Annotated in this window: 14 protein-coding genes; 4 read left to right on the top strand and 10 right to left on the bottom strand. The window is 29.2% G+C overall.

Going from position 1 to position 22,214, the window contains the following annotated elements:
• Nucleotides 1-14: 14 nt before the first annotated feature.
• Nucleotides 15-1,208 (bottom strand): M20 family metallopeptidase, encoded by a 1,194-nt coding sequence (locus R4I97_RS06135; protein WP_335784206.1) that lies wholly within the window; start codon nucleotides 1,206-1,208, stop codon nucleotides 15-17.
• 369 nt (nucleotides 1,209-1,577) lie between these two features.
• On the opposite strand from R4I97_RS06135, the gene R4I97_RS06130 reads away from it, so the two are divergent.
• From R4I97_RS06130 to R4I97_RS06120, 3 genes are all read left to right on the top strand, one after another.
• Nucleotides 1,578-2,483 (top strand): hypothetical protein, encoded by a 906-nt coding sequence (locus R4I97_RS06130; protein ID WP_335784205.1) that lies wholly within the window; start codon nucleotides 1,578-1,580, stop codon nucleotides 2,481-2,483.
• A gap of 415 nt (nucleotides 2,484-2,898) precedes the next feature.
• Entirely contained in the window at nucleotides 2,899-4,749 is a 1,851-nt protein-coding gene (gene dxs / locus R4I97_RS06125) for a 1-deoxy-D-xylulose-5-phosphate synthase (protein ID WP_335784204.1), read from the top strand.
• A 142-nt stretch (nucleotides 4,750-4,891) separates the two neighbouring features.
• Entirely contained in the window at nucleotides 4,892-6,151 is a 1,260-nt protein-coding gene (locus tag R4I97_RS06120) for a homoserine dehydrogenase (RefSeq protein WP_335784203.1), read from the top strand.
• On the opposite strand, the gene R4I97_RS06115 is transcribed toward R4I97_RS06120, so the two are convergent.
• A complete protein-coding gene (locus R4I97_RS06115) occupies nucleotides 6,152-6,820 on the bottom strand; it encodes an RluA family pseudouridine synthase (protein ID WP_335784202.1) in 669 nt (222 codons plus the stop codon).
• A gap of 146 nt (nucleotides 6,821-6,966) precedes the next feature.
• On the opposite strand from R4I97_RS06115, the gene R4I97_RS06110 reads away from it, so the two are divergent.
• Nucleotides 6,967-12,720 carry an MG2 domain-containing protein gene (locus R4I97_RS06110; protein WP_335784201.1) on the top strand — a complete coding sequence of 1,918 codons (5,754 nt, stop codon included), beginning with the start codon at nucleotides 6,967-6,969 and terminating at the stop codon, nucleotides 12,718-12,720.
• Nucleotides 12,721-13,218: 498 nt separating this feature from the next.
• Here R4I97_RS06110 and R4I97_RS06105 read toward each other — a convergent pair whose 3' ends face one another.
• The 8 genes from R4I97_RS06105 to R4I97_RS06070 all read right to left on the bottom strand — a co-directional run bounded on the left by R4I97_RS06105 (nucleotide 13,219) and on the right by R4I97_RS06070 (nucleotide 21,826).
• The gene (locus tag R4I97_RS06105) at nucleotides 13,219-14,565 is read right to left on the bottom strand and encodes a dicarboxylate/amino acid:cation symporter (RefSeq protein WP_335784200.1); all 1,347 of its coding nucleotides are present in this window, start codon (nucleotides 14,563-14,565) and stop codon (nucleotides 13,219-13,221) included.
• Between the two features lie 58 nt (nucleotides 14,566-14,623).
• Nucleotides 14,624-15,376 carry a DeoR/GlpR family DNA-binding transcription regulator gene (locus R4I97_RS06100; protein WP_335784199.1) on the bottom strand — a complete coding sequence of 251 codons (753 nt, stop codon included), beginning with the start codon at nucleotides 15,374-15,376 and terminating at the stop codon, nucleotides 14,624-14,626.
• A gap of 98 nt (nucleotides 15,377-15,474) precedes the next feature.
• Nucleotides 15,475-16,455 carry an aldo/keto reductase gene (ydjG, locus tag R4I97_RS06095; protein WP_335784198.1) on the bottom strand — a complete coding sequence of 327 codons (981 nt, stop codon included), beginning with the start codon at nucleotides 16,453-16,455 and terminating at the stop codon, nucleotides 15,475-15,477.
• On the bottom strand, nucleotides 16,455-17,411 hold the full coding sequence (locus R4I97_RS06090; protein WP_335784197.1) for a carbohydrate kinase family protein: 957 nt from the start codon (nucleotides 17,409-17,411) through the stop codon (nucleotides 16,455-16,457). Before R4I97_RS06090 ends, ydjG begins: the two co-directional genes overlap by 1 nt.
• 2 nt (nucleotides 17,412-17,413) lie before the next feature.
• Nucleotides 17,414-18,250 (bottom strand): ketose-bisphosphate aldolase, encoded by an 837-nt coding sequence (locus R4I97_RS06085; protein ID WP_335784196.1) that lies wholly within the window; start codon nucleotides 18,248-18,250, stop codon nucleotides 17,414-17,416.
• Nucleotides 18,251-18,274: 24 nt separating this feature from the next.
• Nucleotides 18,275-19,312: an NAD(P)-dependent alcohol dehydrogenase gene (locus R4I97_RS06080; protein WP_335784195.1), complete on the bottom strand. Its 1,038-nt coding sequence runs from the start codon at nucleotides 19,310-19,312 to the stop codon at nucleotides 18,275-18,277.
• Nucleotides 19,313-19,336: 24 nt separating this feature from the next.
• Nucleotides 19,337-20,716 (bottom strand): MFS transporter, encoded by a 1,380-nt coding sequence (locus R4I97_RS06075; protein ID WP_335784194.1) that lies wholly within the window; start codon nucleotides 20,714-20,716, stop codon nucleotides 19,337-19,339.
• A gap of 33 nt (nucleotides 20,717-20,749) precedes the next feature.
• Nucleotides 20,750-21,826, bottom strand: coding sequence for a zinc-binding dehydrogenase (locus R4I97_RS06070; RefSeq protein WP_335784193.1), 1,077 nt, complete (start codon nucleotides 21,824-21,826; stop codon nucleotides 20,750-20,752).
• Nucleotides 21,827-22,214 lie beyond the last annotated feature (388 nt).

Genomic DNA, 22,214 nt, shown 5'->3' with positions numbered 1-22,214 from the left:
CTTTTTTTTATTTATTAGTTGTTTTTTATTTTTTTAAATAAATCTTTTTTTAAATAACTTTCATAAACATTAGCTATCTGCATTTTTACTCCTATATTAATAGCACTTTCATCTATATCAAACATACTATTATGAATAGGGTAGTTTATTTTTTTGTTTGCAACTCCCAAGCTAAAAAAAGCACCGCTTATGTTTTGAAGATAATAGCTAAAATCTTCTGTTGTCATATTAGCATTTTCTTCTACAATATTTAATTTAATATTATTAGCAGATTCTCTTACTATATCTACAGCATTGCTATGATTAATCAAAGCAGGATACGAAGGCATATTTATAAACTCTGCTTTAGCATTAAAACTATATGCAGTGTTTTTAACAATTTTTTCTATTGCAGTTAGTCTCTCTTTTCTTTTTTTATCATCGCAAAGCATTCTTATAATGCCTTCCATTTTTACAGAATCAGCAACAATATTTCTCGCACTTCCTCCATTTATCAACCCAACATGAAGCCTCATACTTCCATCTGTAAATGATGAAGTATAACTATGCATTTGAGTTAGTATATGACTAGCTATTAATATGCTGTCTATTCCATTGTATGATTTTGCCCCATGTGCAGATTTTCCATACACTTTTACATCAAACATATTTGAACTAGCATACATTGCTCCATATTTTACACCAATGCTTCCAACTTTTAATTCTGGATTAACATGAAGACCATATATTACATTAACATTTTTTAATGCATTCTTTTTAATCATTGGTAAAGCACCGCCTGTAGTCTCTTCTGCAGGCTGATATATTAGCCTTATATTGCATGGCGGCTTTATTTCAGAAAAATATTTTGCAATTCCTGTTAATATTGTAGTATGAACATCATGTCCGCAAGAATGACATTTACCTTTATTTATTGAAGAGTATTCGCATTTTTTTAAGTCTTCCATAGGTAAAGCATCCATATCAGCCCTAAATGCCACTGTAAAACTTTTATCTTCTCCTTCTATATCTGCTACTATTCCTGTTTCTGCCACTTTTACTTTATGTTTTATATTTAAACTTTTTAGTATAGAAGAAATCTTTTTAGATGTGTAAAACTCTTCAAAGCCTAATTCAGGGTGTTTGTGCAAATCTCGCCTTAAATCTATTAAATATTTCTCGATAGAATTAAGTTTATCATCTAATATTAAATATTTATTTTTTTGCATACACTTATAACCTTGTAATACTATAAATTAATAATATAATATGTTAACTTTTAAATATAGTATTAAGTTAATTTTTTTAATAATATTTTATAATTTTTTATTGTTTTTAATTAAGATTAATATTTAGAATTACTTACGTTTGAAAGACTTATAGAATTTAGAAAGTTGAAAATGAATATTTGAAGTTAAATTAATTTGACAGGTGTTATACGATAAGTACATTTTTCACTCCTTTTAATATTTCTATATGTAGTTATTATATTCAAAAAAACATAAAAGTCAAACAAAATAATTAATTTTTTTATGTTTTTTTATATATTTAATTTTCTTTCACTATAAACATTATTATTTCCGATATAAACTAACACAATGATTAAAGATGTATTTTATTTTTTGTTTATAATAGTTTCAAAGACTGTAATAGATTTAATTAGATTATTCGGCAATGTTATAATATTTGGATTTTTGCTTTATTTTATTTCTTATACAACAAGAAGATTATTTGCAAAGACTTTAGGAAGCAAGGCAGAATTATATATAACAGGCTGGATAGGAACGCCAATACATGAAATCTCTCATGCCTTATTTTGCATTATATTTAGGCATAGAATTGATGATATAAAACTTTTTAATACCAAATCTGACACAATAGGCTATGTTCTTCATAGCTATGATTCTCGCAGTTGGTATCAGCAGCTTGGGAATTTTTTTATAGGCATAGCACCAATTATAGTTGGAAGTTTTATTGTTTATTTGCTTTTTATAGTTTTACAGCCGGAGCTTAAAGAAAATATTTTTAATATACCAAAGATAAATTATAGCAATAAATACGGCGTTTTTTCTTTTGCTTATAATGAGTTTTTTAATATATTTAATTCAATTTATTATATATCAAAAAATATAATAAATAATATTATAGTTAATTCTTCATTAAAGCAATTAAGTTTTTGGATATTTCTTTATCTTTCAATATCAATAGCTTCTCATATGGAATTAAGCCCTGCAGATATATCGCATGCATGGAAAGGAGTTATTGTGTTATTTGCTTGTATTCTCATTATAAACACTTTTTTGATACTCATTAAAATATTGTTTAATATAGGTATACCAAAAAACGTTTTAATATTTATAAATAATTGTATTGATGCTTATACACTTTTATTAATATTTTCTTTTATAATATCTATGTTTAATATGCTAATTTTTTATATAATATTAACACCTATTAATTATATTAGAAATGGCTATTTACTTAATCCTTTTAGCATTAGATAATTTGTTGAAAAAAATGTAATACTCATATAATAAATATATCTAAACAGCTATATTGTGTCATATAAGTTTTTGTTTTATTCAACTTTTTCCAGCCTTCGCACCACAGGCACTTCCTTCGGTCGCTCTGCGAACTTCGTCAAAGTTGCAAAAAATGCAATTATTTTAGATTTATATGTTGGTAATATATATATTAAATATAGTGTAGTACTATAAAATTGTATTAAAATGCAGTTCTTTTGCTTCTTTTATACCAATACCGAAGGCACTTCCTACGGTCGTCCTAAAGGACTCCCTTTGGTCGTAAAAGAAGTGGTAGGGCTAGTCCCCGAAAATAATAAAAACAAAACTATAAAAATTGACAAACTTAAAAAATTTCGGTATTATAATATTAATAGTATTTTTTATAAGAGGCTGTATGTATTTAGAAAACATTAACTCTATAGATGATTTAAAAAAACTTAGTGTAGAAGAGCTTCCAATTTTAGCTTCAGAGATAAGAGAGTTTTTAATAAAAAGTGTATCAGAGACAGGCGGACATTTAGGAAGTAATTTGGGTGTAGTTGATTTAACTATAGTTTTGCATTATTTGTTTAATTCTCCAAGAGATGCTTTTATTTTTGATGTTGGGCATCAGGCTTATACGCATAAAATCCTCACAGGAAGAAAGAATAGATTTAATACTTTAAGAAAATATAAAGGTTTATCAGGCTTTCCAAAAAGAGAAGAGTCTGAACATGATATAGAAGAAACAGGGCATTCTTCAACTTCGCTTTCATTTTCTTATGGAATAGCAAGTGCCAAAAAAATATTAGGCTATAGCGGAGAGGTTATAGCTATTATAGGTGATGGTGCTATGACAGGAGGAATGGCATTAGAAGCTATGAATAATATAGCACATACTGATAAAGATATGATAATAATATTAAACAATAATGAAATGTCTATTGGTAAAAACATAGGTGCTATTTCAAAGTTTTTAAATACAACTTTAAACGATAGTATTATTCAAGATGCATCATACAAATTAAAAAATTTAGTTTCCACACTTCCATTTGGGGATATTGCAAACGAGTTTATAGATAGAGGTAAGGGTGCTATAAGAAGTTTTGTTGCACCCGGTATAGCATTTAGCGGACTTGGATTTAAATATTTTGGTCCTGTAGATGGACATAATTATGAAGAGCTTATTGAAACATTTGAAAAAGTGAAATCTATACATGGTCTTAGAATTGTTCAGGTAAATACTATAAAAGGCAAGGGATATACTATAGCAGAAGAAAACCCTACAAAGTTTCATGGTATTGCTCCTTTTGATATAGAAACAGGAGAATTAAAAAAGAAGTCATCAAAAACTTTTTCTAATCTTGCAGGCGAATGCATAGTAGATGCTGCAAAAGAAGATAAAAGGATAATTGCAATAACTGCTGCAATGGAATCTGGAACAGGGCTTAGTGAATATGCTAAACTTTTTAAAGACAGATATTTTGATGTAGGTATAGCAGAGCAGCATTCCGTTACATTTGCTGTAGGTCTTGCAGAGAGCGGACTTATACCTTATGTTTATTTGTATTCAACATTTTTGCAAAGGGCTTATGACCAAGTTATACATGATGTTGGCATAATGAATGCTAATGTTAAGTTTATGATTGATAGGGCTGGTTTAGTGCCAGAAGACGGAGATACTCATCAGGGTGTATATGATATTTCATTCTTAAGCATTATTCCAAACATAGTAATAATGGCTCCTGTAGCTGAAAAAGATTTTAAAGATATGTTTATAGCTTCTTATAAATATAATGGTCCTACAGTGATAAGATATAATAAGTCTTCTGTAAGAGAATGCGATAAAAATATAATACCTGATAACTTTGAAATTGGTAAGGCTCATATTATTAGAGAAGGTAAAAAAAATTGCATTATAAGTTATGGACAAACTTTGATTGATATTGTTGATGCTGTAAATGAAATTAATTTGGATACTACTATTATTAACTTATGCACATTAAATCCTTTAGATGAAAAAACTATAATTGATGCTGCAAAAAAATCAGACAATATTTTAATAATTGAAGAAAGTGTAAAAAGGGGGGGAGTTGGTTCTGCCATATTGAATATTCTTTCTGACAACGAAATATATAATAAAAAAACAAAAATACATGCTCTTCCAAATAAGTTTTTTGAAACTGCTAATAGAGATGAATTACTTAATATTTATAAATTGGATAAAGAAAGCTTAAAAGAAATAATAAATAAATTTTTTAATTAACTTATAAATATTTAATTACTTATAAATATATAACTTTCCAATATAAAAAACTATATATAGTAACTTGATTTTTTTTATATAGTCCTATATACTTAAAAGTTAACAAATAAATTTCTATTATATTTAATAAAGTGAGATAGATATGAATGAAAGTAAAGAAATAAAAATTGCAATAGCAGGTTATGGTAATGTTGGAAGGGCTACTTTAAAAACTATTATAACGAATAATAAAAGCATAGAAAGAAGAAGCGGATTTAAATTAATAGTAAAAACAGTATTTAGCAGAAATATAAAAGAAAAACATGATGAATATCTTGATACTATAGAAAATAAAACAGAAGATTTAAATGATATATTAAATGACAATGAAATAGATATTATAGTAGAAGTTCTTGGCGGAATGACTACAGCAAAAGAGTTAATACTAAAATCTAATAAACCTATTGTTACTGCAAATAAAGCATTATTGGCTAATAGTCTTGAAGAATTAATAAAAGACAGAAAAACAGATATTGCTTTTGAAGCTTCTGTTGCGGGAGCTATTCCTATAATAAGAGCTATGAAAGAGAGTTTAACTGCTGATAATATAGAATCAATATCAGGTATATTAAATGGTACTTGTAATTACATACTTACTAATATGACTAAACAAAAAACAGATTTTAACATGGTTCTTAAAGAGGCACAAGATAGAGGTTATGCTGAAGCTGATCCTACGTTTGATATAGATGGTATAGATACAGCGCACAAAATATGCATTTTAGCATCTATAGCTTTTTGTAATATTATTAATATGAAAGATATTTACATTAGAGGTATAAGAAATATTTTATTAGATGATATTATATTTGCTATGGGATTAGGATATACTGTAAAACTTATTGCTGATGCCAGTATAGATAAAAACAATAATTTATATGTTTATGTTATGCCTACTTTTATAAAAGACAGAAACTTTTTAGCTAGAACAAGCTATAGTTTTAATGCTATTAAAATTATTAGTGATATTGCTGGAGACAATGTATTTTATGGGGTAGGGGCAGGAGGAACTAATACAAGCAGTGCTATAGTTTCAGATATTATATTTGTTGCTAAAAATATGGCTATTAGTGATGAACTTTTTTCTCCTATTTTAGGTTTTACTCATTATAATAATGATTTAATAATAAAAGATTTTAAAGATAAAGAAGAAGATTTTTATGTAAGATTTAAATCTTTAAAAAATGAAATTGATTCTTTTATTAATGCTTTTAATAATAATTCTATAAATGTAGATAAAACTCTAAGTAAAGATAATAATATGATGTTTGTATTAAGAAAAACTACTATTAATAATATACTTAACACTATAAAAACTATTGAAGATATAGAAAATATATTTATAGCAAAGATAAAGCATTAACTATTTATGAGATAAAATTTTTAGGCTATTTAAAAATTCTTTATTGTATTTTATTTCTATATCTATATTTTTTTTAGTTATTGGGTGTATGAAATGTATTTCCTTAGCTATTAGGGCAAAGCTTTTTATATTATAAAGTTTGGCATTTTTAGAATATATTTTATCGCCTATTATAGGATTCCCCAAATAAGACAAATGTACTCTTATTTGATGAGTTCTTCCTGTAATTGGTTTAAGTTCTAAAAGAGAATGTAGTTTAAACTTTTTTAATATTTTATAATATGTTATAGCTGTCTCTCCGCCTTTCTTTACTGCTATTCTTTTATTTGGATTATTTGTGTCTTTTGCTATTTGTATATCTATAGTGCCTTTCATATTTTTTGGTATGCCTTCAACTATAGCATGATATACTTTATTAATTTCTCTATTTTTGAATGCATCTTCAAAATATGTTTTTATATTATTATCTTTGGCAAGTATAAGTATTCCAGATGTGTATTTATCTAATCTATGCACCAAAAAAAGTTCTTTTATATTTGGATAATCTTTTTTTATTATGTTTATTATAGAATCATTTACTTCTATGCCAGATTCTTTATTAATTATTAAAAAATATTCATCTTCATAAACAATATTAATCATTTTTTTATTATAAAATATATGATACATATTACAAGATATTTTTTATAAACTAAAAATTTTATCTTCTTTTCATAATATTATTGTTAAATAAAATATAATAAATTCTAATTTATTATTTACTTTAAAATTATTTATGGTATAACATTATAATTGAATATTATCTGGGGGTATTTATGGGAAAGTCCATTCTAAGACTAAAAATATTTTATATTATTATTATGTCATTTATTTTTATGAGCAGTTTATCTTTATTTGGTGCTGTTAGTATCGACAGAACTACTCCTATTGGAGAGAATACAAGCAGAGCTAACTATGAAGCTATAACAGTAACTTTCAATCAGCAAATGGTTGCATTGCAAGCTGTAAAAGAAGTAACTAATCAATATTTTAATTTTAATATAGATGTCAAAGGTAAATACAGGTGGCTTTCTGTTAATACTTTAGCATTTTATCCTAGTGAAGCTTTACCAGACAATACAAAAATAGAAGTTACGCTTAAAAAAGGAATTAAAAGCGAACTTACAGGTGATATATTAGAAAATGATTATACTTGGACTTTTAATACTTTAAGACCAATAATGCAAAAAAGTTCTCCTTATGACAGACAATCAGACCTTCCTACAGATGTTAATATAGTTATTTATTATAATATGCCAATATATTTGCAAAGTGCAAAAGAGAAAATAGAATTAATATCAAGCAATAATTATAGAGAGATAGATTTTGATGTAAGATATGCAAAAATAGAAGATTTAAGAGAATGGGAAACTAATGAATATGAATTAAATCAGGTATTGGTTATAAAACCTAAAAAAGCTTTAAATAAAGATGATGAAATAAGTGTGTATATAGAAGAAGGACTTGCTGCCATTAATGGAGATTTAGGCACAGCAGATAATGATACTTTTAATTTCTCTACGCATGATGATTTTTATTTTAATGGAGAAGAAGAGCAAACAGTAACAGCATCATATTCTCCAAAAGCTCCAGAAATAAAATTCAGTACAAGAGTAGAGTGGGCTAACTTAATAAAAAATATGGAAATAAGCCCGCAAATTCAGCTTCCTACACAAGAAGAAATAGAACAAAACTCATGGTCTTCTAAAAGCTTCTCGCTTTATGCCCTTAGATTTAACCCTAATATCACTTATAATATAAAAATTAAAGGAAGCTTAAAAGATATTTACGGACAAACTTTAGGAGAAGAAAAAAATATTACATTAAATGTTACAGATTATAACCCAAGCGTTTCAATACCTTCTGGAATGGGAGTTGTAGAAGCTTATGAAGGCGTAAAACTTCCAGTGCAGGTAATGAACCCTAATACAATTTATATACAAAGCAGATACGTTGATAAAGAAAATATTATACCTTTCTTGTTTGTAAATAAACAAGTATATAGATATGATGAAACTCTAGAGTTTAGAAATTATACTAATAAATATAAAAACTTATTTGGCTACAATAATAATACAGAATATACTCCAAATGTTGAAAGAAACAGATACATTACAACTGCACTATATTTAACAAATTATATGAATAATAAAGAGTACGGTCTTTTATCAATAGAGTTTAAAAGTAAAACAGGCTACCAAAGCGAGTACGATTATTCAACAGCTTCACAAATACAAATAACATCTATGGGCGTAACAGGAAAATTCTCAGGTGATTCAAATACAATATTTGTAACAGACTTAAAAACAGGAATGCCTGTTGCAGGTGCAGAAGTAGAGATAAGAGATGACTTTAATAGAGTATTAGAAAAAGCAACAACCGATGAAAATGGAATAGCTACTACTAAAGGTTTTAGAAGTTTTGGGATAAAAAGAGCAAGCAGATGGGATACACCAAGACAATGGGCAATAGTTACAAAGGGGGATGATGTATCTTTTATCAATAGCGATTGGGGTACAGGTGTTTCACCTTGGAGAATGGATATAAGTTATGATTATTCACCTGCTGACAAAGAGTATAATGGTTCTATGTTTACAGAGAGAGGACTTTATAAGGCAGGCGAAGAAGTACATATAAAAGGTGTTGTAAGAGAAAACATTGTTGGAAATTGGAATATACCTACTAATTTGAAAAATGGCTCATTTACTGTTAATAACTCAAGAGGCGAAGAGATTTATAAGGGAGATGTTAGCTTAAATGAATTTGGTTCTTATTTAATAGACTTTACTCTTCCTGCAGATGCTCCTACTGGCTATTATAGCGTGAGGGTGGCATTTAATTCTAATGAAAAAAACAATGATGAAGAGCTTTATAGTTTATCACAGAGCTTTAGAGTTGAAGAGTTTAAGCCTTTAGAATATGAAAGCAGACTTTGGGTTGAAGATAAAAATTATTATTTAGGCGACACTATGCCTATTAAGATGTCTGGCTGGTATTTGTTCGGCGAGCCTATGATATCTAATAGAGTTGATTATAATATATCTATGAATGAAACTTTCTTCACTCCTCCTAACAATGCAGGATTTAGATTTACAAAATTAAGCTGGTTTGAAGATGAGTATTATAATAACTATTATTCTACAATAGCTACTGGTACTGGTTCATTAGATGAAAACGGAGAATATGCTTATAGTCCGACAGTGGATGCAAGCCGTTCAATACATTCTGCTTATGTTACAATAGAGGCAACAGTATCTGGTGAGGATTCTCAAAAAGTAAGCACAACTAAGAGTGTATTGGTTCATGGAAGTGATTATTATATTGGTATAAAAAGACAAGGTTATTTCTTGGAAACTGATAAGCCTACAGAGTTAGAGTTTATTGCAGTTGATACTGAAGGAAATAGGCTTGAAGGCAAAAAAATAGAAGTTCAAGTTATAAGAAGACATTGGGAGTCTGTAAGAAAGGCTATAACAGGCGGAAGATTTGAGTGGGAGTCTACACAGATTGATGATGTTATTGAAACTACTACAGTTACAACAAAAAAAGACCCTGTTGCCTACAGCTTTACTCCTACAAACTCTGGTCTTTATATAGTGTTAGCAAGAGCAAAAGATTCTAAAAAGAGAGAAGTTGCTGCTGATGAATATATGTATGTTATAGGTAAAGATTATGCTCCTTGGGCTATGTTTGATGATGATTTACTTGAGCTTATCACAGAAAAAGAAGAGTATAAACCTTATGAAACAGCAAGAATAATGGTAAAATCTCCTTATGAATCTGCTACTGCTTTGGTAACAGTTGAGAGAGAATATGTAATAGATTCTTTTGTTACAAATATTGAAGGCTCTACTGCTTTAATAGAAGTGCCTATAAAACCTGAATATTTACCTAATGTTTATGTGGGTGTTTCACTTGTCAAAGGAAGAGTTGAAAATGAGTCTTATACTAATTATGCTACAGACGAAGGAAAGCCATCGTTTAAGATTGGTTATGCTGGGCTTTCAGTATCTCCTCGTGAAAAAGAGCTTAATGTAACAATAACAAAATCTGCTGACAGTTTAGAGCCTCGTGATGAGATGACAGTAGATTTATATGTTGAAACTAAAGAAAGTGAGCCTATGGAAACAGAGATTATGCTAAGCGTAGTTGATGTTGGAGTATTGAATTTAATAGGCTATAAAACTCCAAACTGGTTTAATACTTTCTATGGACAGAGACCTTTGAGTGTGGCAAGTGCTGACACAAGAATACACTTAATAGGTCAGCGTAATTATGGCGAGAAAGGAGACACACCTGGCGGAGATGGTATGAGAGCAGACAATATGCTTATGGCTAAAGCTGAGGCTATGGGTATGGATGTGTTTAGTATAAGAAAGAACTTCTTAACAACTGCTTTTTATCAAGGAAGAGTAAAAACTGATGCTAATGGTAAGGCTACTGTTACATTTAATTTACCTGATAATATTACATCATTTAGAATAATGGCTTCTGCTATCAATAAAGACGGTTATTTTGGTGCTTCTGATGATGTTGTTGTAGTTAAGAAAAATATTATGCTTATGCCTACACTTCCAGAGTTTGCTTATGTTGAAGATAAGTTTAAGGCTGGAAGCATAGTTTATAATTATTCTGATAAAGATTTAGAGATAGAAGTTCAAGCTGTATCTTCTAATGCTTTAATACAAAATGCTACTCAGAAAATAACTGTGCCTAAAGGCGGCAATGCTGATGTAAGATTTGATATTATAACTACAAACAGCGGAGAAGCTAAAGTTACAATACTTGCTAAAGGCGGAGAATATACTGATGCTGTAGAGAAAACATTTAAAGTTAATATCCCTATGACTACAGAATCTGTGGCAATGTTCTCAAGCACTACAAACAACAACACTGATTTAATGATTAGAGTGCCAAATACTACAGAGGCTTATAAGGGTGCTGGAAGTTTAGAAGTTTATATGTCTCCTAGTGCATTTAGCGAGCTTACAGGAGGAATAAATTATCTTATAAATTATCCTTACCTTTGTTTGGAACAGCAGTTATCAAGAGTTTATCCTATAATAACAAGTAAGAGACTATTAGTAGACATGAAGCTTACTGATATAGCTGAAGAAGAATTAGACAATACAGTAAATAATTTCTTAAAAGCTATGCCTACTTATCAAAGCCCTAATGGAGGATTCTCTTATTATCCTAGCAAAACTTGGATATCTCCTTGGCTTACTGCTTATGCTGCTGAGACTATGATTAAAGCTAAAAAAGAGGGCTACACTATAGACGAAAACTCTCTAAAATTGGCATTAGAATATATTAACAATTATGCTAAGAGCGGTGAGGCTGAAAAACCTAGCTTCTGGTTTGATGAGTATATTAATCTTTCATCTATATCTTATATTGCAGCAGTGCTTGCAGAAGGCGGATATAATTCTAACGATGTAAAAGCTATAATAGACAGAATATACCCTCAAGTTAATAATATACCTTTCTATGGACAGGTTCAATTAATGAGAGCTATGTATTATAACAAATATGATAACAAGTCATTTACTGATGTTAGACAATATATACTTAACACCATTAAAGAAGACCCTAATACTGCTCATTATGAATTAGAAGAGAGATATAAAAATCTTTACTGGATACACTCTTCATCAGTGAGAGATACTTCAGTTGCTTTATATGCTTTGATAGAAACAGGATACGACAATGCTATCAATGAAAAAGTGGTTCGCTGGCTTGTTCAATCAAGAAAAAACGGCAGATATTTAAACACTCAAGACAATGTGTCAGTATTTTCTGCTATGAATATGTATTACAAAAAATACGAAAATGTTAAACCTAATTTCAAAGCAGAGTTTATATATCAGGGAAAAACTTTACTTGCTGAAACATTTAATTCAAGAACTCAGCCTAGCTTAACACAAAATTATGCTTTAAGTGAGTTTATGAATGAGAGATTAAGCAATTTAAATACAAGAGCTTCTATAGCAAATATTAGAAGAAATGGTGCTGGAAGACTTTATTATGGTGTAAGACTTACTTATGCACCTCGTGAGTTAGCTGTTAATAGAGATATGGGAATAAATATTGTGAGAGAGTATCAAACTAAAGACGGCAGAGTATTAGACCTTACTAAAGAGAAATTCAAACAAGGCGAAGAGTATGTGGTTGTGGTAAAAGTTACAGTTCCTTATGAAAGACATTTTGTTGTAGTTGACACTCCTATTGCTTCTGGTATGAGAATATTAAACTCTTCATTTGCTACAGAAAGCAGCGAAGTTAAAAACATCACAGGAAATTATAATAATACTTGGTGGTGGGGCGGATTTAATCACACTGAAAACTACAATGACAAAATATTATTATTTGCTGATGTTTTAGACAAGGGTGAGCATGTATACAAATATGTAGTTCGTGCTGTTACACCTGGTGAATATTTACTTCCTGCTACTAAGGCCGAAGAGATGTATAACCCTGAGGTGTTTGGTTATGACGGACAGCATAAAGTTATAATTGAGTCTAAATAATAAATAGTTTAAGTATATTAAAATATTAATGGCGGTATCTTTTTATGAGGTATCGCCTTTTTTATTATCCTTTTTTCGTCTACACTGTGCTAATTTCATCAAAGAATCAAAAGTACAAATAAAAATACTATTAAATAAAATATAAAAAAATTACGAATGATTTATTACTTATAAATTTATTTACATTTGCCCGCCCTATATATTTAAAATTTATATCTGTTATTTTTATTTTATACTTCTTTAAAATATTCTCTGCAATTCTAAAGCCCACCCCAATTTTATTTAGATTTATAATCTCTTCACCGCACGCAGAGTAAAGTTACAAATATACATTAATTGAAAATTATAAATTTTATTATAATTCAAAATTTTACTCACCGTGCGTGAAGTAGTTTTTTTAATTTAAAAGATTTTGATATAATTTTTAGAATTAATAATTACATACTACGGCATGAATTAATATTTTACACTAATTCATACCGTAATAAATTAATAGCATTAACTATAATATTTTTCTCTATCTAATTTATTCTCTTTTTCATTTATAATTACATTTGTCGCAGCATCTCCTACAACATTTAAAGTAATTGCTGCCATACCTGGCGGATAATTCATAGCAAGCACTAAGGCATATCCAATCATACAAAAATCAGAAGTAAATCCAAGTCCAGATAATATAACAAATATCATAGTTGTTCCTGCTACTGGTATAGCAGGTGTTCCCATAGCTGTACATATTGATAGAAAAGCAGCTATAACAAGATGTTCGGGTTTTAAATTAATTCCAGCTGCTGTGGCAATAAAAGTTATTGACATCATATGCATTACTGTGGTACCGTTCATATTTATAGTCATACCAGTTGGCAAAATAAAACTGCTAATTTCTTCACTGCATCCTAATTCTTCTATGCAGGTTTTGGTATTCAATGGAAGTGTGGCAGCTGATGAATTTGTTGCTGCTGCAAATAAACCTACTTTTGTAATTTTTTTAATAAAAACAAATGGATTTAAACCTGTAGATATAAAAATGCCAATGGGATAAATTGTAAATACTAATACTATACTAATAATTATAGTTGATATCATCCAAGCAATTGTAGGTGTTAAATATTCTATGCCGTATATAGCAAAACTTCTTGTAATCATACAAAAGATGGCTATAGGGCTTATTTTATTAATAATAAAATTCATATATAAGTTTACTATATTACTTATACCAGTTAATAATTCTTTAATATAGTTAGATTCTCTTCCGATTTTATTGAGACAAATCCCCATTATTACAGCAATTAATACAACAGAAAGTATACTATTATTTGAGGATATAGAATCTATTATATTATATGGTATTATATTTATAATTGTTACAAGCGGATTATATGCCTCCATTGTTATTATAGACTTTTCATACATTTCAGGCAATTGTACTGAAAAAACACCTAAATTTTTAAGGAAATATGCAAAACAGCTAGCCAATAAAGCTCCAACAATATAAAAAATAATGAATATTATAATAGTTTTTCCAACAATTTTTCCAAATCTATTTGTATCTGTCATGCTGCATAATGCAATTGTTAAAGATGATAAAACTAATGGAACAATCATTAACTGTATTGATCTCATAAATAATTGACCAACAATATAAAAGAGTCCTATGGAATAAAATCCTTTCTCTTCAGAAATATCGTTAAACAATATTTTGCTTATAATTATCCAAATTTTTTCTTTATTTACTGATAATAAATATTCTCTTAAGTATAGAAATAATATACCGCATATTATTCCCAATACTACAGCTATTAACATTTTTTTTACAATAGACATTTGATGTTTTTTTGTTTTCATTTTATTCCTCGCTTATATATGATTATACGGATAATCAAACAGGAATATTTTTGTTACATCAATAAATCAAATTTATATTTGCCTCTCTACAAAAGTCTATCCACTCATCAGTAGGTTTTTTATCTGTTATTATATAATTCACCTTATTTAAATCTAAAAATTGTACCAGCGCTTTCCTATTAAATTTAGTGTTATCAGCAAGAAGTATTACTTCTGATGCCTGCTTGATCATTTCCATTTTTATTTCAGCATCTCCTTCATTAGAATCCATAACACCTTTATTGATATCCAATCCTTTACAGCTTATTAATGCAATATCCATATAATATCTTTTTATATTTTCTTTGGCTAAATTTCCCTGTAACGAAAGAGTTTTCTCATTAAATGTTCCTCCTATTGAAATAATATTTATTTTAGAGCCTAATAATTCTCTAAAAATTTCAGTAGAAGAACTTAGAATAGTTAAACCATTTATGTTTTTTATGGCTTTTATAGCTTCCATCACAGTAGTACTAGAATCAGCAGCTATAGTTTTTTTATTTCCAATCATATTATAAAATAAACTTGCTATTTTTCTTTTTTCTTCTATATTAATAGAAGCCCTAGTATAAAAACTCATTTGTTCCTTTTGGGTTTGATTATTAAATATTGCTCCTCCAAAAGTACGAGTTAAAAAACCTTCTATCTCTAACTTTTCTAAGTCCCTTCTAATTGTTTCCTCTGTTACATTAAAAGTTTTACTCAATTCAGAAACAGTAACCTTTTTATCAATTTCTATTTTATTCTTAATTTTATCTAATCTTTTTTTCATTATTTAAACCTCAATTTTTTATTTATTTTACCATTTATTAGATTTATATCAAAGTTTTTTTATTATAATAAATAGCAAAATAAATTATTAACTGAGATTTATTTATCAATACTTTCAGCCAATTCACGCATATATTTTATATCCTCATCAGACAATTTTAACTGTATAGACTTAACGTTTTGTTCTATTTCAGCAACAGTATTTGCTCCGCTTAATAGATTAATAAATTTTCCTTGAGATAGTATCCAAGCTATTGCCAAGTTAGCGATAGAACAATTATATTTCTTACAAAGTTCCTGCCATTTATCCATCATATCCATAGCTTTTTGCATATTTTCTTTTTGGAACCATTTTTTATTACATTGAGCACCAACAGGAATATAGTCTCTAGGTAAAGTTCCCGTTAATAATCCTTGTTCCAATGGAGAATATGCTTGAATAGTAATATTATTTTCTTTACATATAGGAATCAAATCTTTTTCTATAGCACGGTCTAATATACTATATTTTGCTTGAACTATATCTAAACTTCCATATTTTAAATATTCTTCAATATGTTCTACAGTAACATTTGCTGCTCCTATAGCTCTTATTTTACCGCTTGCTTTTAGTTCATTTAAAACTTTCATTGTATCAGAAATAGGGGTAAAATAAGGTTCTACGGCTTGCCAGTGAGTCATATAAATATCTATATAATCTGTTTGCATACGTTTAAGACTATTTTCTATCTCTTCAAGTATAGATTCTCTTGATAAGTTTTTATAAAGCTGAATATCTCCAACTTTGTTAAAAAGGCTTCCTTTTCTCTCCCATACAATACCGCATTTTGTTATAATAACAACATCTTTACGGTTCATTTTTTGTAATGCTTTACCTAATATTTTTTCACTGTTTCCAAAATTATATCCAGGAGCAGTGTCTATTAAATTGATACCAAGCTCAGGACATTTTCTAATAGTATCTATACATACTTGTTCATCTTTATCCCCGCCCCAAGCAGGTCCTCCTCCTATAGCCCAAGTACCTAAACCTATTCTTGAAATTTCAATATTTGTATTTCCAAGTTTCATTTTTTCCATTATTTATTTACCTCATATTTTTTTAAAATTTCTGTTACTTGCTCACTATTGTGTACCCCTGTTGTAGCACCTACATATTGTACAGATATTGCGGCTGTGGCATTAGCATAAATACCGCATTCCTCCAAATTTTTACCTTTCAAAATAGCAGATATAAATCCTGAAACAAAATTATCTCCAGCTCCAGTAGTATCTATTGCCTTTATTCCCTTTACAGCAGGTATTACAATAGTTCTTTCATTATTTTTGATAAAACAGCCTTCTTTTCCAGTTTTGATTATAACATTTTTTATACCGCATTCTAATAACACATCAGCTATATCATCATATTTGCTTTTTCCAGTTAATAGCTTAGCTTCATCATAATTAGGGAAGAAATAATCAATAAACTGTAAAGACTCTTTTATATCATTTAAAGTCTCACCCAACCTAGGTCTAATCATATCCGCGCAAATAGTCATATTATTTTCTTTGGCTATTTTAAATATACTAACTAATGCTTTACCATCTAATAATGGATTATTAAAGATGCTTGCCAGTGATAGGATTTTAGCCTGTTTCATTTTATCAAAATTGATATGTTCAATATTTGTTTTCCACAAGCTTCCGTTTCTATTAGTAACAAAAGTTCTCTCGCCATTATCTGTAACCAATCCTATATTAATAGAAGTATCTATCTCTTTTACTATTTTTATTCCTTCAATATCAATATTATCATTTTTACAAGACTCGATAATAAAATTTCCAGCAGCATCCATTCCAATACAGCTAATCACTCCTGTTTTATATCCAAGTCTGCTGATAATGGTAGCCTCATTCAAAGCATCTCCTCCAATAGTCATTTTTATTTTTTCTATTGGATATGATTCTATATCAAATATATTTCTTGAAACAGGCTGAAGAATAATATCTACAATAGCTGCTCCAAGACAAATAACATCTAATTTCTTATCCAAAATCAAACCGCCTTTTTATCTGTTCCAAATAATATAATTTTTTCCATAGCCCTTTCTTTAACTGCTTGTCTTACAGCTCTTTCTAATTCTAAAAAACTTTTATCTTGATTTTTTACTATAGCCTGCATAGCTGCTTGACATAATTCAGTATGTATATTAATTTTTGATATACCCAAAGAAATAGCCTTTTTAATATCTTCATCGCCTATACCAGAAGCACCATGTAATACTAAAGGTACAGATACAACTTTACTAACTTTTTCTAATACATCAAAATTAATTTGCGGTTCAGATGTATATACTCCATGCTGATTTCCTATAGCAACAGCTAAAGAATCACACTGCGTTCTCTCTACAAACTCAGCAGCTTGATTAGGGTCTGTATATTTATATGCAGCCAATGCTTCTTCATATACAGTTTCATTTCCAACATGACCAAGTTCTGCTTCTATTGGTATTCCTAATGGATGAAAATAATCTACAACTTCTTTAGTCAAACGTATATTTTCTTCAAATTCAAATGCAGAAGCATCTCTCATTAATGAGTTCATGCCATGCTCATAGGCATTTTTTACTATTTCCATACTACGCCCATGGTCCCAATGTGTTATTACAGGTATAGAAGCTTTTTCTGCCATAGAAACCATCATTTTAGAAAAATCTTCAAAAGAAGTGTTTCCAACAAACCCTGTACCAAATGATATTATAATTGGCGCCTTTAGCTCTTCAGCGGCATCAATTACTCCCATCAACATTTCTGCATTCCACACATTAAAATGCGGTATAGCATAATGTCCCTTTTGCGCTTTTTCTTCCCAATATTTTATATTAGCCAACATAAATACATACTCCAAAAAATTTAATTAATCTATTTTTATTACACTTTTTATTATTTCATTTTTACAATTTACAGAATCCTCAAATGCTTTCTGTACATCTTTATAATCAAATTGATGCGTTACCATAGAAGTTACATCAAATTTACCGCTTGAAATAGCAGAAATGGTTACTGGATATCTGTTTGCGTAACGGAATACAGTTTGTATAGTTACTTCACGGTTGATTTTTAAGAAATTAATAGGAGTTTCTCCTGGAATAGTTCCAACTATCATTATTTTTCCGCCACGCATTACTATATCTTGAGTTTGTTTTGCTGTAATAGGGGAGCCTGCTGTTTCAAACACTACATCAGCACCAAGCTCACCAAATATTTCTTTTATTTTTGAAACAGTATCGCCTTTTCCATTAATTGTTTGTGAAGCACCTAATTTTTTAGCCATATCAAGACGTTTATCTATAACATCTACAACAACAATATCATTGCAGCCCATTATTTTACAGCCTTGTAATGTCATAAGACCTATACAACCAGCACCCAATATTGCAACTTTATGTCCAGGTTTTACATTTGCAGTCATAGCTGCATGTATACCTACAGAAGCAGGCTCAACTAAAGCTCCTTCCATTATAGACATGTTATCAGGCAAATGATATACAAAACTCTCAGGATGGCATAGATAATTAGTTAATGCTCCTCTGTAATTAGGCTGTGTTGCCATAAAGTCTACATTCGGACAAATATTATATTTTCCTTCTAAGCAAAATCTGCATTTTCCGCAAGGAACTCCAGGTTCAATGCATACTCTATCGCCTTTCTTAAAGTTTTTTACTTTTTGCCCAACCTCTACAACTGTACCAGCACATTCATGTCCTAAACCTATCTCTTGATTTGGATCTTTAGGCGGTATAAAAGGACCTGATTCAAATCCATGTATATCAGAACCGCATATACCAACATATTCTACTTTAATTAAAACTTCATCATCTTTAGGAGTAGGATATTCAGCATCTCTAATTTCCATAGTTCCTGGAACTTTTAAAATAGCTTTTGTGTTTTTCATATAAAACCTCTTTTTATTATGATTTTATTTTTTAGAAACATTACCAATCTCTTCGATAGAAGCACCTCTGGTTTCTATACCGATTGTAATGATAGCGATAGCAACTATAATAGATACAACACCTAATAGTATAAATACTCCCATAGGCCCTTTTGTGTCTAAAAGACTTGCTACAGCATATGGAGCAATAATTCCGCTTATACGTCCAACTGCATTTGATATTCCTGAACCTCTAAGTTTTGCCTCTGTAGGCCATATCTCAGGTACATATACAGCAGAAGCATAACATACATACATATATACAAATGTTATTAAAAAGAAACCTATTATTGTTATATAAGTCATATTTGTCTGCATTGAATATATATAGCCAAGTATTGCTATTACAATAAGCAAACCAGGACCCATAACTTTACGAGGTATCTTATCTATAATAAGCATAGCTATAAATATTCCAAATGGAGCTCCAAACATACTCATTGTGTTTAATACTATTGAATCTTTTAGATTTATTCCTTGTGCTAAAAATATTGTTGGAAGCCAATTTATTAAAGTATATTGCACTACATTCATGGCTATTAATACAAAAGATCCAAGTATTACTCTTTTTAATAAAGCACCTTTAAATAATTCTGCAAAAGAAATGTTTGCTGTTTTTTTTATTTCTTCTGATGAATTTGTTGCTATAGGTTCTAATTTTTTTCCTATATTTTGTTCTACTTGTGTTTCTATGTCTGACATTATTTTTTCCGCTTCATTATATAAACCTTTTGATTCAAGCCAGCGAGGAGATTCAGGAAATTTTTTCCAAATTATTAATGTTGCTATCAATGACAATACAGATGGTATTATAAATTGTATTCTCCAATTCATATTAGCAGTAAAAATTGGAGATATAAATACAGCAATTGTGGAACATATAGGATAAGACCAATTACCAATAAATGAAACTCTGCTTGACCACATACCTCTGTTTCTTCCAGGCATATATTCTGTAAATCCAGCAAACATAGTTGTAAGTAATGCTCCCAAACCAAAACCCATTATAAATCTAAAAACTATTAAATAAGTCATATTTGGAGAACAAGCACCTAACAACATTGATACTATATGTATTAGTTCAAATAATAATATACTTTTTTTACGTCCTATTTTATCCCCAATAATACCTCCTAATAAAGCACCCAAAAACATACCTGCTGTAGTTAATGATGAGAATATTGCACTTATATCATTATTTGTCCAGCCTATTTCTGCTAATTGCGCTAATACTAATCCGCCTATTGCATTACTCCAACATACTAATAAGCCAAATGCTATCATTGCAAATATTTGATAATGCCATTTATTATTTGGCAGCCTATCTAATCTAGGACCGCAATTTACAATATTTGTATTACTCATTATAATGCCCCCTCTATTTAAAATTAAGCTATATTATTCTTTAAAATCATAATGAATAATAACTTTTATTGCTTCTTTATTTGCCATAGCTTCAAAACCTTTTTCCCATTCAGAAAGACCTATTCTATGAGTTATCATTGGCTGAACTTTTATAGCTCCAGATGCTAATAGACGTATAGCATTTCTCCAAGATGTAGAATCGTATGCCATATGTCCTATTATGCTTTTATTCCAAGAAGTTATGTCATTAATAGAGAATTCTATTGGTTTAAATCCCATACCAACTCTTACAACTTCACCATTAGGTCTTAACATTTCAATAGATTGTTTTAATGCTATATTTGCACCAGAACATTCAACTACTAATCCTAAATTATCTTTTCCGCAAATTTCTTGACAGCGTTTTACTACATCTTCTTTTGAAGCATTAACTACATGTGTAGCACCTAATTGCTGTGCAACCCCAAACCTTACTTTAGTATCCTCTTCTAAACCAACCATAACAATATTAACAGCTCCCATTATTCTTGCTATTTGTACTGCAAATAATCCTAATGGACCTGTACCAAAAACAACTATATCCTGTCCAGGTAAGAAGTGAGATTGCTGAGCTATAGCTTTATAGGAATTACATATAGGATCTAATACAGCAGCCTCCTCATATTTTACATTTTCAGGTATTTCCCATATAGCATGCTTATGAATTCTTAAAATTTCTCCAGGCACTATACAATATTTAGTAAAACCTCCTCCCCATCTATTATTATCAAGCCCTAAATTCACTTTTTGTTCGCAGCATAAAAAATCACCTTGTTCACAAGCAGGACATACTCCGCATACATGTCCGCTGTTATCAGAAACTACTCTTTGACCAACTTTCCAATCTTTAACATTACTTCCAACTTTTACTATTTCACCAGCAAATTCATGTCCTCTTATAGAGTTAAACTCATCAGAGCCATTTTCAACACGAAAATGTTTCATATCAGCACCGCATATAGCAGCGGCTTTTATTTCTAACAGTATGTCCTCAGGACCTACTTCTGGAACAGGTACATCAATCATTCTGTACCCACCAAATTCTTTACCAAATCTAGCTAAAGCTTTCATAGTTATGTTTTCCTCCATAAATTAAAAAATAGAAAAACTAATTTTCATATATTTTTATTTTAGTACATTTTTTCTTTAAAATCAAATAAAAATCTGTTTTTTAAATAAAATTATATGTTTTTTAAACTTTTTTATATTAAAATATTTATATTCTATCTTTTTTACAAATATTATACTGTTGAAAACAAACAAAAAAATTAAATACTCGTATTATAAATGTTTCTATATGCGATAATTTACTACGTGTAAATCATTCTCTATCAATAATAAATATATAATTAAAAATAGCGATTATTAAAAATAAAATCATAATTATAAACACTATTATACTGCATTATATCTTCATATTTATCTTATTCCTAACAATAAAAACAAAAAATTTTTATTC

The sequence above is a fragment of the Brachyspira pilosicoli genome (genome assembly GCF_036997485.1).
Lineage (GTDB): Bacteria > Spirochaetota > Brachyspiria > Brachyspirales > Brachyspiraceae > Brachyspira > Brachyspira pilosicoli_C.
Note: the sequence above shows the minus strand (reverse complement) of the source record. Positions and strands in the feature narration are given on the sequence as shown.